Annotated in this window: 18 protein-coding genes; 3 read left to right on the forward strand and 15 right to left on the reverse strand. The window is 40.6% G+C overall.

Translation table 11 applies throughout. The features are described 5' to 3' along the window. Nucleotides 1-7: 7 nt before the first annotated feature. The 10 genes from F3G76_RS03885 to obgE form a co-directional block, all read right to left on the reverse strand. The gene (locus F3G76_RS03885) at nt 8-538 is read right to left on the reverse strand and encodes a F0F1 ATP synthase subunit delta (protein WP_149705968.1); all 531 of its coding nucleotides are present in this window, start codon (nt 536-538) and stop codon (nt 8-10) included. Continuing rightward, nucleotides 538-1050: a F0F1 ATP synthase subunit B gene (locus F3G76_RS03890; RefSeq protein WP_012001332.1), complete on the reverse strand. Its 513-nt coding sequence runs from the start codon at nt 1048-1050 to the stop codon at nt 538-540. The genes F3G76_RS03885 and F3G76_RS03890 overlap by 1 nt, the downstream gene beginning before the upstream one ends. A gap of 9 nt (nt 1051-1059) precedes the next feature. Beyond that, nucleotides 1060-1482, reverse strand: a complete 423-nt coding sequence (locus tag F3G76_RS03895; RefSeq protein ID WP_009294346.1) for a FoF1 ATP synthase subunit B' — start codon at nt 1480-1482, stop codon at nt 1060-1062. 95 nt (nt 1483-1577) lie between these two features. After that, nucleotides 1578-2438 carry a ParB/RepB/Spo0J family partition protein gene (locus F3G76_RS03900; RefSeq protein WP_009294347.1) on the reverse strand — a complete coding sequence of 287 codons (861 nt, stop codon included), beginning with the start codon at nt 2436-2438 and terminating at the stop codon, nt 1578-1580. A 15-nt stretch (nt 2439-2453) separates the two neighbouring features. Continuing rightward, the gene (locus F3G76_RS03905) at nt 2454-3236 is read right to left on the reverse strand and encodes a ParA family protein (RefSeq protein WP_012001330.1); all 783 of its coding nucleotides are present in this window, start codon (nt 3234-3236) and stop codon (nt 2454-2456) included. Beyond that, on the reverse strand, nt 3233-3868 hold the full coding sequence (locus F3G76_RS03910) for a biotin--[acetyl-CoA-carboxylase] ligase (RefSeq protein ID WP_149705969.1): 636 nt from the start codon (nt 3866-3868) through the stop codon (nt 3233-3235). The genes F3G76_RS03905 and F3G76_RS03910 overlap by 4 nt, the downstream gene beginning before the upstream one ends. A 1-nt stretch (nt 3869) precedes the next feature. After that, a complete protein-coding gene (thiD, locus tag F3G76_RS03915) occupies nt 3870-4658 on the reverse strand; it encodes a bifunctional hydroxymethylpyrimidine kinase/phosphomethylpyrimidine kinase (protein WP_149705970.1) in 789 nt (262 codons plus the stop codon). 16 nt (nt 4659-4674) lie between these two features. After that, nucleotides 4675-5580, reverse strand: coding sequence for a methionyl-tRNA formyltransferase (gene fmt, locus F3G76_RS03920; RefSeq protein ID WP_149705971.1), 906 nt, complete (start codon nt 5578-5580; stop codon nt 4675-4677). Between the two features lie 16 nt (nt 5581-5596). After that, on the reverse strand, nt 5597-5932 hold the full coding sequence (locus tag F3G76_RS03925; protein ID WP_149705972.1) for an EF-hand domain-containing protein: 336 nt from the start codon (nt 5930-5932) through the stop codon (nt 5597-5599). A gap of 46 nt (nt 5933-5978) precedes the next feature. Further along, a complete protein-coding gene (obgE, locus tag F3G76_RS03930; protein ID WP_149705973.1) occupies nt 5979-7037 on the reverse strand; it encodes a GTPase ObgE in 1059 nt (352 codons plus the stop codon). A gap of 175 nt (nt 7038-7212) precedes the next feature. On the opposite strand from obgE, the gene polA reads away from it, so the two are divergent. Further along, nucleotides 7213-9849 carry a DNA polymerase I gene (gene polA, locus F3G76_RS03935; RefSeq protein ID WP_149705974.1) on the forward strand — a complete coding sequence of 879 codons (2637 nt, stop codon included), beginning with the start codon at nt 7213-7215 and terminating at the stop codon, nt 9847-9849. Between the two features lie 49 nt (nt 9850-9898). On the opposite strand, the gene F3G76_RS03940 is transcribed toward polA, so the two are convergent. Next, a complete protein-coding gene (locus tag F3G76_RS03940; protein WP_223227403.1) occupies nt 9899-11215 on the reverse strand; it encodes a transporter permease in 1317 nt (438 codons plus the stop codon). A gap of 93 nt (nt 11216-11308) precedes the next feature. On the opposite strand from F3G76_RS03940, the gene F3G76_RS03945 reads away from it, so the two are divergent. Next, nucleotides 11309-12286, forward strand: coding sequence for an asparaginase (locus F3G76_RS03945; protein ID WP_107930704.1), 978 nt, complete (start codon nt 11309-11311; stop codon nt 12284-12286). A gap of 72 nt (nt 12287-12358) precedes the next feature. Continuing rightward, nucleotides 12359-13018: a GntR family transcriptional regulator gene (locus F3G76_RS03950; RefSeq protein WP_012001323.1), complete on the forward strand. Its 660-nt coding sequence runs from the start codon at nt 12359-12361 to the stop codon at nt 13016-13018. 50 nt (nt 13019-13068) lie between these two features. Here the strand turns inward: F3G76_RS03950 and ttdB are convergent, their stop codons facing one another. The 4 genes from ttdB to larB all read right to left on the reverse strand — a co-directional run. Beyond that, a complete protein-coding gene (gene ttdB, locus F3G76_RS03955) occupies nt 13069-13680 on the reverse strand; it encodes a L(+)-tartrate dehydratase subunit beta (RefSeq protein WP_149705975.1) in 612 nt (203 codons plus the stop codon). Continuing rightward, the gene (gene ttdA, locus F3G76_RS03960; protein WP_149705976.1) at nt 13677-14576 is read right to left on the reverse strand and encodes a L(+)-tartrate dehydratase subunit alpha; all 900 of its coding nucleotides are present in this window, start codon (nt 14574-14576) and stop codon (nt 13677-13679) included. The genes ttdB and ttdA overlap by 4 nt, the downstream gene beginning before the upstream one ends. Before the next feature lie 17 nt (nt 14577-14593). Next, the gene (locus tag F3G76_RS03965) at nt 14594-15919 is read right to left on the reverse strand and encodes a ribosomal maturation YjgA family protein (RefSeq protein WP_223227404.1); all 1326 of its coding nucleotides are present in this window, start codon (nt 15917-15919) and stop codon (nt 14594-14596) included. Between the two features lie 29 nt (nt 15920-15948). Next, nucleotides 15949-16625, reverse strand: a 677-nt coding sequence (gene larB, locus F3G76_RS03970) for a nickel pincer cofactor biosynthesis protein LarB (RefSeq protein ID WP_149706004.1), incomplete at its 5' end; no start/stop codon positions are given.

Raw genomic sequence — 16625 nt, forward strand, 5'->3', positions numbered from 1 at the left:
CTCCTTTTTAAATTGCTTTTAATATATATTCACTCATTTGACTTTTTAGTCTGTCGATAGAGAAATTTACCTCGACACCTAAATCATCTAACTCAACTTTTACACCGTTGTAATCGCTCTTTGAGCCATCAAGCTTGATCTTAGAGTTAAATTTCTTAGAGAAATTCTCTTCCAAAGCTTTTAGCTGCTCAGCGCTTAGATCAAAATTTCCAACAACCTCGCCGCGATATGTATTTTCAAGCAAAGATTGCTCTATCTTCATCTCATCTAGTATCGCAGGTATAAGCTCTAGTCTTTTGTTTGCACCAAGAAGCTTTATAAAATTTGCAAATTTAGCATCTTGATTTTTAACCAAAGATAGTACAAATTCAACCTTTTGTGGAGCCTTTAATGTCGGCAAACTTATAATGCTTTTAAATTTATCGCTAGCAAAAGCAGCAGCTAGCTCTGATAAATTTTCAACAAATGCATTAAGTTCATTAGACTTTACGTCGCTTAAGATTGCCTTTACGTATTTTTTAGCTACTACTTCATTCATTAGCTAACCTTTTTAAGTATGATATTTACAAGTTCTTTTTGATCGACTTTTAGGCTATCACTTGAGAAAATGTCGCTCAAAATTTCATTTACAACGCCTTTTGTCATCTTGCGCTCTTCAAATTCTTTTTGCTCTTTGTAGCCTTTTTCGATATTTGCGATATCGTTTTGAGCCTCTTTTTTAACTTTAGCAGCTAAATTTACAGCCTCTTTTTTCGCAGTTTCGATTAGAGCATTTGCATTTTGCTTAGCCTCTTCTACACGCTTTAAAACGTCATCTTTTTTAGCTTTTGACTCACGAAGCTTCTCTTGGATACTCTCAAGCTTATTTGCGATCCTATCGATCCTGCTTTGATAAAGAGCCTTTAGTGGCTTAGCAGCAAAATAGACCAAAATAGCAAAGAAAAGTAAGAAGTTTAGCGTTCTCTCGACTATGTCGTAGTTTGTTCCACCATGCTCGCTAGCGTATGCTAGAAATGGAAGTGCTAGAAAAAATAAAATTTTTATCTTCATAAATTTCCTTTAAATTTTAGAGAGCTTAGCGTTTAAAGCTGCTCTAAGCTCAGGTAGTTTAGCTGATAGATCTGCCTTTAGGCTATCTTTTTGAGAGCTTAAAGCGTTTAAAAACTCATTATAATCAGCCTCTAAACTACTTTTTACCGCATTTATCTCTTTTAAAGACTCTTCTTTTGCCAAATTTAAGGCCTCTTGTCTTATTTTGTTAGCCTCAGATCTTGCATTTTGTATGATCTCTTCGATCTCTTTTTCATGAACGCTTAAGTCGCTTGCATTTTTGCTAGTGCTCTCTTCGTCATTTTTTATAGAGGCATTTCTGTCATCTATAAATTTAAGCATTGGCTTGTATAGCAAAGGATTTAAAATGGCGATCAAGACAAAGAGAACGATAGCCGTTAAAAGCATCAATGGCACATCTATTTCTAACATCCACTCTCCTTATTTTGTTATTAAGTTTTATTTAATATTCAAATCAAAGTCTGATTTTACAATAAAATACTAAAAATAAAAATAAATTTGTAATTCTATTTTAGCTTAGCGATAAATTCTTCTACCTGTGAAATATCGCTAAATTCTAATATTAAATTTTTAGATTTTACTTTTGTTTTTATCTTTAAATTTTTAAAAATTTCTTGTAAATTTGATAATTTTTTGCTCATTTCTTCTGAAATTTGAGGCTTTGGCTCTTTTACTTCTTCTTTATTTTTTATCTTTTTTACTAAGATTTCTGTATCTCTAACACTTAGTTTTTGTCCGATGATCGTATCAACAACCATTCTTTCTTCTTCACTGCTAAGCCCCACGATGACTTTAGCATGGCCTTGCGTGAGCTTGTCTTCTTGCAAAAGTCTTTGCGTGTAGTCGCTAAGTAGCAAGAGTCTCATTGTATTTGTTATCTGGGTTCTGCTCTTATGGATGATGTTTGCTAAGCCATCTTGTGTGATCTTATACTCATTTATGAGCTCTTTATATGACTTTGCAAGTTCGATTGGATTTAAATTTTCACGTTGTATGTTTTCGATAAGCGCAAGCTCTCTTAAATTTTGAGACTTGATATCAGCGATGATCGCCTTTATCTTGCTTGCTCCAAGCATCTTTGTGGCACGGTATCTACGCTCACCAGCTATTAGCATATAGCCATCATCTTTTTTGATGACGATTATTGGTTGTATTAGTCCGTGCCTTTTGATGCTAGCACTTAGCTCTTTTAAAGCCTCTTCGTCAAAATGCGTCCTTGGCTGGTAAGGGTTTGGTAAAATTTCATCTATATTTATCTCTTCGACTATCTCAGAATCGTTTAAATTTGCGATCTCTTTGCTGTAGGCCTGCTCTACATCTTCAAGTATCGCGCTAAGTCCGCGCCCTAATCCACCTTTTTTCGCCATTTTTTTCCTTATTTTTTAGTTTAAAATGCAATATGCCAAATTTTGATACGCGATCGAGCCTGGTGATTTTATATCATAAAGTATCACCGGCTTGCCAAAACTTGGGCTTTCAGCAAGTTTTACGTTTCTTGGAACGACTACAAATTCGTCTTTTCCGTCCTTACTCTTAAAGAGCTTATTTTCAAAATGCTGCTTTAAATTTGCAATGGTCTCTTTTGAGAGATTGTTTTGCGAGCTAAACATTGTCGGTAAAAAGCCCTTTATATTTAGCTTTGGATTTATCGTTTTTTTGATGATCTTAACTGTGTTTAGGATCTGCGCCAATCCCTCAAGTGCGTAAAATTCGCACTGGATAGGGATGATCACACTATCGCTTGCACTAAGAGCATTTATCGTGATGCTGCCAAGTGCTGGGGGACTATCGATGATGATAAAATCATAGTCGTCTACAACTTCTGAAATTTTGTTTTTAAGGATTAGTTTATAGTCCTTGCTTTGGTCGTTAAATTCTTGCTCGATGCCGACAAGTCCGATGTTTGACGGAGCTAAAAAAAGCGTTGGGATCTCAGTTTTTAGTACGATTTGTGAGAGCTTTTTCCTATCTGTTAAGACGTGATAGATGTTAAACTCATAATCGCTTCTACTAAAACCAAGTCCGGTCGTCGCATTTGCCTGTGGATCGATGTCTATTAATAATACTTTTTTCTCAGCAACCGCCAGTGATGCGGCTAAATTTACGGCTGTTGTGGTCTTGCCAACGCCGCCTTTTTGGTTAGCTATTGTTATTATCTCGCTCATCTTAACGAATATACCTTTTCCCCGTTTAATAATATCGCTCCATCCTCGCAAATTTCAGCATCCTGAAGCGAAACAGCTCTATTTGCAATATGCGTAATAAAACTTTTTGACTTGCAAAAGTCTATCCTAAATTTGCTAAAAATTGGCTTCCATAAAATCTTTTTATCAAGCATACCAACAAAGCCCCAAACTAGCTCATCTACGCTAGCTTTTATGTCTAAAATGCCCGCATTTTCAGGCGCACTAGCTAAATTTATCCCCATGCCACAAATGTAAATTTCATCCACTTTATTTGTCAAAGTACCGCCTATTTTACGCTCGTCCACGTAAAAATCATTTGGCCATTTTAGCCAGCACTTTGAGCCAAGTTCGCTCAAGACCTCACGCATCAACATAGAAAAATATATCGAGATCGATGGCGGAGGTATGTCACTTGGCAGCTCATCTTCGCCTATGCAAAATGACATAAATAAATTTCCGCCAAGCCCCTCCCAGCTGTTGCCACGGCTGCCGACCCCTTTAGTTTGATTATACGCCACGACCATGTACGGGGGCTTTATCTCGCCGTTTTTTAGGGCGTCTATCAAAAATTCCTGCGTCGAAGGCAGACTTTGGATAAACTCAACCTTCAAATCACACCTTAAATTTATAGAAGTGATTTACTGGATTTTGTCCGCCACCGATGATGACCGCGTTTTTGATAGCGTTAAAGATATAATCATGCGCATTTTTCACGCTTTCTTTTAAACTATGGCCATTTGCTAAATTTGAAGCGATCGCGCTTGATAACGAGCAGCCTGAGCCGTGAGTCGCAGTCGTTTTTATGCGCTCATCGCTAAAGATTTCATACTCGCTGCCATCATAAAATATATCAAGCGACTTGCCTTCTATCTCGCCACACTTTAGATAGACGCTCTTTGTGCCAAATTTCAAAAGATCTTTGCAAGCCTCTTTGAGCTCGCTCTCGCCCTTTAGCTCACGCTTTAAAATTTCGCGCGCTTCAAAGATATTTGGCGTGATTACGCTTGCAAGTGGGAAAAGCTCATCTACGATCGCGTCTTTTGCAGCGCCCTCTAGCCATATGTCGCCATTTTTACAGCTCATAACAGGATCAAGCACGACTGGTGGTAAATTTTTGATCTCTCTTAACGTTTTTGCGACGCTTTTGATGATCTCAACGCTTGGGACGACGCCTATTTTTATCACATCAACTCTTATATCATCAAATATCGCTCTTATCTGATCCTCAATGAGCTTTGGCTCAACTAGTTGCATGCCAAAGATGCCTTTTGTATTTTGAGCAGTGACCGCTGTGATCGCTCCCATCGCATATACGCCGTGTGCTATAAAGACCTTTATATCAGCCAAAACTCCAGCTCCGCCGCTTGGATCAACCCCTGCTATACTTAACGCATTTTTCATAACCGTTCCTTTAAATTTATTTTAATTCATCACCAACGCTAAGGCGCTTACCATTTATATATGCTTTTGCGTTTGTTGGCTTTTTGCTTGGCTCCTGAAGCTCATAAATTTTGACCGCCCCACACTTGCAAGCTACCACGACGTGATCCTTTTCTACGCTTAAAATTTCTCCACTTTTGCCACTTTTGTCGCTTAGCTCAAGCGATAAAATTTTTAGCCCACTTGCCAGATAAAGCCCTGGCCAAGGTGTGAGCGCACGAAATTTATTATAAATTTGACCTGCCTCTTCATCAAAGCTAAAAAGCCCGTCGCTCTTACTTATCTTTTTGCAGTGCGTAGCTTGTGCGTCATCTTGCTTTTGTGGCTTTAAATTTTCAAAATTTTTAAGCACTTTTACGATTAGCTCACCGCCAAGCTCGCCTAGCTCACTAAAAAGCTCGCTTGACATCTTCGTCTCGCAAGGCGTGTAGATGAAGTCCAGCATATCGCCAGTATCAAGCCCAGCATCCATTAGCATAGCTGTGACGCCAGTTTGCTTCTCGCCTGCTAGGATCGCGCTTTGAATGGGGCTTGCGCCTCTATATTTTGGCAAGATCGAAGCGTGTAAATTTATACAAGTCGCCACATCTAAAACGCTTTGGGGTAAAATTTTGCCATAAGCTGCCACGACGATAAAATCAGGTTCAAATGCCTTTATCTCGGCAACCACCGCCTCATCTTTTAGCGTATTTGGCGTAAAGACTGGCACGCCTACTAGCTCATTTTGCGCGTAAATTTTGACCTCGCTTGGGGTTAAAATTTGCTTTCTGCCAACTGGCTTATCAGGCTGGGTAAAGACCGCTTTTATATTAAAGCCAGCTTCTTTTAGGTGCCTAAGTATCCTAACGGCATAATCAGGTGTCCCCATAAAAACTACATTCATCACTTTCCTTTAAATTTCAACGACTTTTATTTTGATCTGCGTTTTGCCTGCTTGGCGGCCAAGAGGCGCATGGATCTTTCTGCCAGCTAATCTTTTGAAAGACTAAACTTCTTAGCTCATCAATGCTAATTTTGCCGTTGCGGTTTGTATCAAGCCTCTTAAATTCCTGCCCAGTGCATAGATCTGGTGCTACTTTTAGCATAGATGGCGTTTTGCATGCCCTCCACTCATCTAAATTTAGCGTGCCGTCACGATCTATGTCATTAAAATCTAAAAACATATATACTGGATCCGCTGGATCACAGCTATATGCACCAAGGCAAAATAGCATAATGCAAAAAACTTTCTTCATTTTATCTTCTTAAATTTCTATGCTCAAAGTGCCAAAAAGTCGCAACTCAAAGCTCCTTTTTTAGTAGCTCAAGTAGTGCAAATTTAAGCTCGTCGATGTTCTCATTTGTCGCTGATGAGACCCGCAAAACAAAGTATGGCTTTTTGGCGTCAAAGCTGTATAGGTCTTGCTTATAGACAAATTTACCATCTTGATTTGGCTCTAAATTTATACTTTTCATAAATTCTTTTATATTTTCATCTAAATTTTCAGCCGCATCGACTCTGGTGATCGCGATAGCGTAGTCCCTGCCAGCAAGCACACTTGAAAATTTAGCGACTTCTTCTTTTAACACGCTAAACTGCTCGCTCATGCTTCTGTAGTTCGCACTATCTATCATAAAAAGCAAAATTTTATTTCTCTCGATGTGCTTTAAAAACTGCACGCCAAGGCCGCGTCCGTCGCTCGCTCCCTCGATGATACCAGGGATGTCAGCCATGACAAAGCCGCTAAACTGATCGACCTCGACAAGTCCGAGCTTTGGCGTAAGTGTCGTAAATTCGTAGTTTGCGATCTGTGGTTTGGCATTTGAGACGGCTGATATAAGGGTTGATTTGCCAACATTTGGAAAGCCAACAAGACCCACGTCAGCTATTAGCTTTAGCTCGAGCCTGACCTCTACGCTCTCTTCTGGCATGCCCTTTTGAGCGTATTCTGGGGCTTGGTTGATAGAGTTTTTAAAGTGGAAATTTCCAAGTCCGCCCTTGCCACCTTTTAAAAATAGCGTCCTTTGCCCCTCTTCTACCATGTCGCAAAGTAGCTCGTTTGTCTGTACGTCATAGACCGCCGTTCCTGGTGGCACGATGAGCTCCAAGCTCTCGCCCTTTTTGCCAGTCATGCGTCTGCCCATGCCAGCCTCGCCGTCGCTCGCTCTCATCGCCCTTTTGCCCTTGTAGTTTGCCAGTGTGTGGGTGTTGTTATCGCAGACAAAATAGACATCTCCGCCGTCACCGCCGTCACCGCCGTCTGGACCGCCTAAAATGACGTGCTTTTCGCGGCGAAAGCTTACTGCACCAGCTCCACCGTGGCCTGAGCTTATGGTTAATTTCACGCTATCTATAAACATTTTTTACCTTAAATTTATCTATTATTTAGTTTGAATTTTAGGCGAGATTATATCTTTTAAATGATTAAAATTTGTTTTGTATTCAAAATGTTATTTTTTTCTTGCCACATCATAAATTTAGAAAATCAGCCAAATTTTTGCCTAAATTTCATAAAATGGCGCAAAAGGATAGAGAATGAAAACACTTACGATTATTGATACTTTTGGCTTCTTTTTTAGGCTTTACTACGCTATGAGCGGGCTTAAAAACAGAGAGGGCAAACCAAGTGGCATGATAAGTGGCTTTGCAAATTTCATAGCGAGCCTAAAAGACGAGTACCAAAGCGACTACCTCATCTTCGCACTTGATAGCAAGGGCAAGACCCTGCGCCATGAAATTTTGGGCGAGTACAAGGCAAACAGGAGCGAGCCACCAGCTCAGCTAAAAGAGCAGCTGCCAGTTTGTATAGATATGATAGAAAAAATGGGACTTTACAGCCTTAGCCGCGAGGGCTACGAGGCTGATGATATCATCGCAAGTGCGGTTAAAATTTGCAAAGATAAAGATATATTTGTGCGAATAGTCACGCATGATAAAGACCTTTATCAGCTCATAGAGGACGGCAAAGTGAGCATCTACAGCCCACAAAGCAAGATCGACCACGATAGCGCTAGCTGCTTTGAAAAATATGGCGTATATCCAGCTCAGGTGAGGGACTTTTTAGCGATTGCAGGAGACAGCTCAGACAACATCCCAGGCGTCAAAGGCATCGGTGCAGTGGGAGCTAAGAAGCTTTTAGCCGAGTATGGCAGTCTAGAGGGAATTTATGAAAATTTAGCCCTTGTTAGAAACGAGCGCACCAAAAATATGCTAGCAGACGCAAGAGACGAGGCGTTTTTGAGCAAAAAGCTAGCCACGCTCTTTGATGACGCCATCACTTCACTTGATATTGAGCACTCTAAATTTCCAGAGCAAAATCCTCTGATAAACATCTCAGAAATTTTAAAAGAGTACGATCTAAACAGGCTTCTTAAGAGCTTACAAAAAGAGGAAAATACTGAATTTAAGCTTGGCTTTAGAGCAAATTTACTACTTGATGAAGCGAGTGTTGAGAAACTGCTTGCCGACATCACACCAGAGACCATCGTCGCCTTTGACACCGAGACCACGGGCGTTGATAGCAAGAGCGCAAAGATCGTTGGTTTTAGCTTTTGCTTTAACGACGAGGACGCCTACTACTTGCCAGTAGCTCACAACTACCTAGGCGCGCCAAAGCAAATAGACCTAAAATTTGCCACTTGGGCGGTAGGACAAATTTACAAAGGCTGCGTGATCGGACAAAATTTAAAATACGACTTTGAGATAGTAAAAAACAACCTTGGGCTAAATCCGCCCGCAAATTTTAAAGATACGATGATACTTGCGTGGCTTAGCGATCCAAACTCGAGCGTTGGCATGGACGCGCTGGCAAAGAGGCTCTATGACTATGACACGATCAAATTTGAAGATGTGGTCAAAAAGGGGCAAACTTTTGGCGATGTCCCACTAGAAAATGCCGCTAAATACGCTAGCGAGGACGCTTGGATAACGCTTAAATTTTATAAAACCTTTCAAAGCACGCTTGATAAAAATTTACTCGCCCTTGCCGACACGCACGAGTTTCCTTTTATCCTAACGCTTTTTGACATGGAGCAAAACGGCATCAAGATAAATGAAGCTAAGATGCAAAAGCTTATCCTTGAAAACGACACCAAACTAAAGGCGCTAACAAGTGAAATTTACGAGTTAAGTGGCGAAAATTTCAACATAAACTCAGTAAAACAGCTTGGCGTCATACTTTTTGAGCATCTAAAGCTTCCAACCAAAAAGAAGACAAAAACAGGATATAGCACCGATGAGAGCGTGCTAGCTGAGCTCATAGACGCTCATCCGGTGATTGAAAAAATTTTGGCTTACAGAGAGCTATATAAACTGCAAAGCACCTACTGCGAGCCACTTTTAGCGCTTGCGAAAAAGGACGAGGGCTCTAGAATTTACACGAGCTTTTTGCAAACTGGCACAAGCACTGGCAGGCTTTCAAGTAAAAATCCAAATTTGCAAAACATCCCAGCTCGTGGCAGCCTTGCAAAGGATGTCAGAGAGTGTTTTGAGGCGCGCGCGGGGTATAGTTTTGTGGGGCTTGACTACAGCCAGATCGAGCTTAGGCTACTAGCTCACTTTAGCCGTGATCCTGCGCTTCTTGAGGCGTTTAAAAATGATGAGGATATCCACGCAAGGACGGCTATTAGTATATTTGGTAGCAGTGATGGGCAAAATAGAGCCGTGGCAAAGAGTATAAATTTTGGCCTCATTTACGGCATGGGCTCAAGCAAACTAGCAAATCAAGTAAATATCACAAGAGCCGAGGCAAAAGAGTATATAGAGCGCTATTTTAAGGCGTTTGCGACGATCAAAGAGTTTTTAGAGAGCATAAAAATTTCAGCCAAAAACGACGGCTTTGTACAGACACTGCTTGGCAGAAAGCGCTACTTTGACTTTAAAAGTGCCACACCTATGCAAATAGCTATGTTTGAGCGCGAGGCGGTAAATACGGTCTTTCAAGGCTCAGCGGCAGATCTAGTTAAGATGGCGATGGTAAAAGTTAGAGCAAATTTAGATGAGAACGCAAAAATGTTGCTTCAGATACATGACGAGCTGATCTTTGAAGTAAAAGACGAGTTTGCGCAGGAATTCGGAGAAACGACACAAAAGACGATGGAGGAAATTTACACGCTAAACGTGCCACTTAAAACATCGCTAAATATCGCCAAAAACTGGGGCGAGTTAAAGTAGTTTATTTTAATAAAAACAAGCGAGCTATCAAAAGATAGCTCGATATGTGTTAAAAAATCGAAAATACAAATGAAAGTACAAGCAATATTGCCAAACCAAACAACATATTTGGACGTTGAAATTTATTTGCAGCTTTAAGTTCAGAATTTGGAATAACAGGGATAACTGTCGCAAGAGCAGCGACTGGACCACCTGTAAGATAATATTGCAACATAGCACTACCACCAGCAGCCATGACAGCTAGAGATAGAGGACTTGCTGTACCAAGCGAAAGAGCAGCTTGTAAAAACGGTATTGTTATGGCCACTGATGCTGCATTACTTTGTGTAACTAGTCCTGCCAATGCAGAGACCAAAAGCATACTTTGAAGCGGAGCATGGGTAAGCATAGGTGTAAATATATCTCCGATAACTGCGGCTAGTCCTATTTGTTTAATAACGCCACTCATAAACAAAAAGCCTATTGTTGCAACTAATGGGGTTGCTATTTTGCTAACTCCTTCGAGCATATTATGTTCGCCCTCTTGCAAGCTTAAAGCAGATAACAGCATCGTAAAAATAGCACTTGCTATGCCTACTATAAATACTGGATAGCCCAATATAAATCCTGCAAATAGCATTACAAAAGGCAAAAATGCTTTCCATGCAGGAATTCCGCTGTTATTTATTTCAAATTCCTTTGAAATTCTTTCCATCTCTTCTTTAGAAATAGAAACTCCTTCTCTTTTTTGCATTCTTCTTAGCCTAAATAGCGCGCATGCAAAAACACAAAGAGAAACTAGGGTGCCGATTACATTTATAAGACCAAAGCCTATATTTGTAACAGCTATGACAGCAACTTGTGTTGGGTGAGTAAAGCCACCATAGTTGCCAAGTATGCCAGCGTGTCCATGTATACCTGCTGATCTGTGTGGATCTACACCTAGTTTAGTAGATGCTGTTCCTGTGATAACAGCTGTAATTGCAGGTTGAGTAAAACCAGTAAGCATACCTATGACACCTGCAGCTATACCGCCAGCAGTAGCAACACCAGCACCACCGCCTAACTTGTTACCAAGTTTTACTATGTTGCGAATTATAACATCTAAAAAACCACTTGCCTGCATGACACCTATAAACATCAAAATACCTGTCATATCAGCTATTACAGGGTTTAGTCCGCCATTTACTAAAGACATCAAAGAGATCACACCTTTGCCTCCAGTAATAGGAAAACCAGCCACAAGCGTACTAATAGCTGACCCAACTATTGCGGTTGTGTATAGTGGAGTTTTACCACTTATCATCAATAGCAATGTTAATACCATAATACATTGTGCAGCAACTAACATCTTTTTCTCTCCTTTCATAATAAATTTTTTTAGCATTATAGCGTCTTTTTTAATATATTATATATAATATTTGATATATTTTTAAAAAAGTGCTACAATTTTATAAATATAAAGTAGAAAGGAGAAAACATGTCAAAACCTAAAATTTCAATCGGTGCATTGGGTGGAACTATATGCATGAGTGCAGGAGGCAAAAAAGGTGGCGTAAAGCCTAGTTTTAGTGCTGATGATTTGATCGCAGCAGTTCCTGTATTAAAAGATATGGCTACAATACATGCTCAAACCATCCTGGCCTTACCGAGTGGTAGTTTGAAACTAAGCGACATAATCTCAGTTTATAAATGGGCAAAAGAGCAAATAAAAAATGGAGCAAAGGGTGTTGTGATAACACAAGGAACCGATACTTTAGAGGAGAGCTCATTTTTTTTAAATTTAATATGGGATGAGGAAGCTCCACTGGTAATGACTGGAGCTATGAGAAATGCTGATGATATTAGTGCTGATGGAGCAGGAAATATATATGCTTCTGTTATTACAGCACTTGATGATAAAAGTAGAAACAGAGGCGTTTTAGTAGTGCTAAACGATACCGTTCATAGTGCTAAATGGGTGCATAAAAGCAACACTTTCTCATTACAAACTTTCATATCTGTAAACGCCGGAGTTCAGGGGATGGTGGTCGAAAGAGAGGCTAAATATATAACTTGTGCCGTAAAGAGAAAAATTTACCCATTACCAGACAAGCCTCTTCCAAAAATAGCCATTGTTCAAAGCTATCTGGACAATGACGGCTCAATTATCAAACTTATAGGCGAGTCTAAATTTGAAGGCATGGTTATAGATGGCTTTGGCGCAGGTCACGTCTCGTTTGATATGATGGATGAGATAGAAAAACTAAAAATACCAGTCATAGTCTCGTCTAAAACTGGCAGTGGAATGTGCGCTACAAAAACATATGGATATAAAGGCTCAGAGATAGACTTGCAAAATAATAAATGCATAATGTCAGGCTGGCTGCCAGCGGTTAAAGCAAGACTACTTTTAATAATTTTGCTAGCCAATAAAATCTCATTAAAAGAGATAAAGAACGAATTTGAAAATTTTTAGATCTTTAGTGCCTAGACTACCAATATGTCATTTTTATGTATAATATTCTCAAAAAAAGGGAGATCTACGTAAATGACATATGGCAGTTCAGGCCGCCCCATGACCACAACAGAATTTATCGTCCACAGCCTAAGTCAAGAGATATTAAATGGCAAAATAAAGTCCGGAACTAGGCTTACACAAAATGAAATTTCAAAAAAATTTAATGTCAGTCAAACACCAGTAAGAGAAGCTTTAAAAATTCTTACCACAGAAGGGCTGATAAGCTTTGACTCTTATAAAGGTGCGATCGTCAAAGGACTTTGCTATAAAGATGCCAAAGAAATTTATGATTTAAGAATTTTACTAGAGGCCAAACTAATAAGAGATGGATTTAGTAAATATAGCGATGAATGTTTTAAAAAAGCATCAAGCATTCAAAAAAAGATAGAACAATGCAAAGATTTAAATGAGTGGGCGATATTAAATAGTGACTTTCATAGATGTTTTTGGGAGAGTGAAGTAGGTGGCAGGACATTTGCTATCGTAGAAAATTTAATATCATCAGCTATCCCTTATGTTTCAATATCTTTAATGTATAAGAAAGAGCATATCGAGCTATCAAATACCGAGCATAGAGAGATACTTGAAGCCTACAAAAATAAAGACCTTGAAAAACTAGTTGAGCTTAGCATCAAGCACACAGCAAAAACTAGAGAGATTTTAGAAGCTGCGATAAACAATGCGCTTTAAATTAGCCTAAATTTTAAAGCGCATTTATAAGCTATCAAGCCTAAATTTATCTACTTTATAAACCCTACCTGCGGTAAAATTTCAGCCAAAGCCTCGTTCTTTTTCTCGTTAAATTTAACCTTATTTTGCTCAAAAAGGTTGTTTCCATGCGCATCTATCGAGACTATTAACGGGCCAAACTCCTTGACGCGGCACTTCCAAAGAGTCTCTGGCATGCCAAGCTCCATCCAGTCGGCACTCTCTATCTCTTCAACCTGCGTTGCGGCAACCACCGCACAGCCTGCTGGAAATACGCAGTGAATAGCGCCAAACTCCTTGCAACCGCTCATAGTGCCCTCACCCATACCGCCTTTGCCCACGATGAGACGAACGCCAGTTTTTGCGATAAATTCTCGCTCAAATTTCTCCATTCTCATGCTAGTTGTAGGTCCTACTGAGACCATCTCAAAGCTTTTTTCGCCTGTTTTTCTGATGATTGGTCCTGCATGCAAGATTGCGCCACCTTTGATATCTAGTGGCAGCTCCCTGCCCTCCTCTACTACGCGTCTATGTGGCACGTCGCGGCAGGTGACGATGTGTCCAGTCAGATAGATCACGTCGCCGATTTTGATATTTAAAAGATCCTCGGCGCTTATTGGCGTGGTTAAAATTTTCTTACTCATAGCGCGAACTCCTTGTGCGATTTTACGTCGAAATTTAGATCTGCCTTCCAAACGATGTGGCCTTTACGGTGCGACCAACAGCCTACATTTACGGCGACAGCTATGACGCTTGGGTGGCGAGCGCAGTTTTCTATATGCACGCCCATCACAGAGCTTGCACCGCTCATGCCTTGTGGTCCAAGACCGATTTTATTTATGCCATCTTCAAGCAACTTTTCAGTTAATGCAGCGCGTTCGTTTTGATTTTTAGAACCCAAAGGCCTCATCAGCGCCTTTTTAGATAGCAAAGATGCCACGTCGATCGAAGTGCCTACGCCAACACCCACTAATAGCGGCGGACAGGCGTTTATGCCGTAGCTTGTCATTATATCCATGACAAATTTAACAACACCCTCATAGCCCATGCCAGGCATCAGCACGGTTGCTTTACCAGGCAGGCTACAGCCGCCACCAGCCATATAGGTGTGTATCTCGCACTCGCTACTATTTGGCACGATCTCCCAAAACACGCTCGGCGTGCCCTTGCCGACATTTTTGCCTGTGTTATACTCGTCAAATGTCTCGACGCTGTTGTGGCGCAGCGGAGCCTCTCGCGTCGCCCGCAGCACCGCCTCTCGCAGCAGCTCTTCAAGCTCGCCGATCAGCGGAAAATTTGCGCCACATCTTACGAAAAACTGGATCACTCCAGTATCCTGACAGGACGGACGGTCTAGCTCCTTTGCAAGTCGCTGGTTTTCAAACATTGTTTTATAGATCTCCTTTGCCAGCGGCTGCGTCTCGCGCTTGCTAAGCTCAAGTAGCTTCTCCGTCACGTCGTCAGGTAGCACCTTACCCGTGTAGCCGACAAATTTCGCCATAACTTCAGTCATCTTTTTCACAGCTTTTTCTTTATCCATCGCTTCTCCTTTTAAATTTAGTCCTCAAAAAACGGCTCGGGATTTTTAAGCAACCAAAGCACGAACAGGTATCTAAGCTTACCTACATCTTCAGCATGCCAGCTTTTCCTTAAATTATAAAACATCTTATCAAGCGCGTCATCATTTAGCTCTTCGAGCCTATTGCCTAGCTTAAAATATTTTTTAATTTCGGCAGCGGCTTTATCTGTATATTCATCATCCCATAAAATCCAACTTCCATATTCCCCGTTGTAGTCCCAGTACCAGTATAAATTAGTAGCCGCATGTATCATTTTATACTGCACACTATCTTTTTGTCTTAAGAATTTCATCCAAAAATTATAGGTAAATTCGCTGTATTCTTGCGGATCGTATTTTTCCATATCCGTTGGATACTCGGGTACATATAGGTATTCCAACCTTTTGCCAAAGCGACGCCAAATATAAATTTGCGATTTTTCAGGTAGAAGATTGTATATATAATTATACATTATTCCAAAATCGATATTAACGACTTCACCCGCCTGTTTTATATATTCCCTAGAGGCATAGTCCTGTTTGCCTACGATTACTAACTTTTGATGCGGTTTTAAATTTTTATATACATACCGCATAAAATTTCTAAGCGGCGTCTCGCCCTTTTTATTTTTAGCGTTTATGTTGCCGCCTTGCATAATAATCCATTCGATTAAATTTGCGTCCGCATACGCATAGGGCGAGTTTGGATTTTTTTTCTTGATATCTTTGTTTGCATGTAGCATATGCAGTATCGTGTTGCCGTCTCTGTCGGTCGCATTTATATCGTAAATTTCAAATACCGCCTTAATCTTCTCATCGTCGCCGCTTTGCAAAATTTCATTAAAATTTTTGGGTAATCTTTTACGTCTAAAAATTCGTATCTCGTTATAGATCGCATGCTTACTACCGATGAAATTTTCAGATGCGTAAGCTAAAACGCAGCCTATCGCGTAGCAGATAATGTCCGTCCAATCAAATGTTCCACCAAAAATTATCCATAGTGCGTAATTTTGAACACCTAAAATTTCAAGTACCTTAAAATATTGTGTGATTTCGATAACTAGCGAGAGAGTAAAGACCGCAAGCGCTAAAATTTTAGGCGGTAGCCTGAACGCGGCTCGCCCAAATGCATAAAGCATCGCTGCGGCTAGCACATCGCCTAGATAGTAGCGTATGAAGCCGTCTTTGGCATAAATTGCGATAAAAATTTCAAATGCTAAAATAGCAATACCCGTCATCGCCCAGTTCATTCTAGCATCCCAGCAATATTCACTTCTAGATGCGTCCGTAGGCGAAAGTATTGCTTTTTTCGTATCCTCTCTCAATTTTACCCCTTACAAATTCTATTTAAAATTTAGAGATGATTTATCAGGCTCGCGTTATATGCAGCGCCGTATCCGTTGTCGATATTTACGACACTTATGCCATTTGCACAGCTATTTAGCATGGCTAGCAGTGCTGATAATCCGCCAAAATTTGCCCCATATCCCACGCTAGTAGGCACTGCGATCACTGGAGAGCTTACAAGTCCAGCTAGCACGCTAGCAAGTGCGCCCTCCATGCCAGCAACGGCTATCACGACCTTTGCGTCTCGTATCTCATCAAGTTTTGCGACCAGCCTATGTAGCCCTGCCACGCCGACATCAGTAAATTTTCTCACGTCGTTGCCTAAGAATTTTGCCGTCTCATAAGCCTCCTCCACGACTGCACCATCAGCAGTGCCAGCAGAGACGATAGCTATATAGCTTTTTGTAGGCGCAGACTCTTTAAATTTAACGCTGATCACCCTGCCACGAGCGTTAAAATTTGCCTGCGGAAAGATCTCACGAATGCGCTTAAAAACGCTCTCATTTGTTCTTGTGATCAGGATATTTTCATTTTTTTCGCCGATCGCACTAGCGATTTGCAAAATTTCATCATCTGTTTTATTTGCCCCGTATATCACCTCTCCAGCGCCATTTCGCAAAGCGCGCTGAGTGTCGATCTTGGCGCATCCGATGTCGTTAAATGGGTAGTTTTTTAGATACTTTA

This window comes from Campylobacter concisus (genome assembly GCF_902460575.1).
In the GTDB taxonomy this organism is placed as follows: Bacteria; Campylobacterota; Campylobacteria; order Campylobacterales; family Campylobacteraceae; genus Campylobacter_A; species Campylobacter_A concisus_AW.

Coding starts and splice junctions, on each gene's coding strand:
- obgE (WP_149705973.1), bottom strand. CDS start 7,037: ATGTTTATAGATAGCGTGAAATTAACCATAAGCTCAGGCCACGGTGGA.
- fmt (WP_149705971.1), bottom strand. CDS start 5,580: ATGAATGTAGTTTTTATGGGGACACCTGATTATGCCGTTAGGATACTT.
- F3G76_RS03890 (WP_012001332.1), bottom strand. CDS start 1,050: ATGAAGATAAAAATTTTATTTTTTCTAGCACTTCCATTTCTAGCATAC.
- F3G76_RS03900 (WP_009294347.1), bottom strand. CDS start 2,438: ATGGCGAAAAAAGGTGGATTAGGGCGCGGACTTAGCGCGATACTTGAA.
- F3G76_RS03895 (WP_009294346.1), bottom strand. CDS start 1,482: ATGTTAGAAATAGATGTGCCATTGATGCTTTTAACGGCTATCGTTCTC.
- F3G76_RS03885 (WP_149705968.1), bottom strand. CDS start 538: ATGAATGAAGTAGTAGCTAAAAAATACGTAAAGGCAATCTTAAGCGAC.
- ttdA (WP_149705976.1), bottom strand. CDS start 14,576: ATGGATAAAGAAAAAGCTGTGAAAAAGATGACTGAAGTTATGGCGAAA.
- ttdB (WP_149705975.1), bottom strand. CDS start 13,680: ATGAGTAAGAAAATTTTAACCACGCCAATAAGCGCCGAGGATCTTTTA.
- F3G76_RS03905 (WP_012001330.1), bottom strand. CDS start 3,236: ATGAGCGAGATAATAACAATAGCTAACCAAAAAGGCGGCGTTGGCAAG.
- F3G76_RS03925 (WP_149705972.1), bottom strand. CDS start 5,932: ATGAAGAAAGTTTTTTGCATTATGCTATTTTGCCTTGGTGCATATAGC.
- F3G76_RS03950 (WP_012001323.1), top strand. CDS start 12,359: ATGACATATGGCAGTTCAGGCCGCCCCATGACCACAACAGAATTTATC.
- F3G76_RS03945 (WP_107930704.1), top strand. CDS start 11,309: ATGTCAAAACCTAAAATTTCAATCGGTGCATTGGGTGGAACTATATGC.
- thiD (WP_149705970.1), bottom strand. CDS start 4,658: ATGAAAAATGCGTTAAGTATAGCAGGGGTTGATCCAAGCGGCGGAGCT.
- F3G76_RS03940 (WP_223227403.1), bottom strand. CDS start 11,215: ATGCTAAAAAAATTTATTATGAAAGGAGAGAAAAAGATGTTAGTTGCT.
- polA (WP_149705974.1), top strand. CDS start 7,213: ATGAAAACACTTACGATTATTGATACTTTTGGCTTCTTTTTTAGGCTT.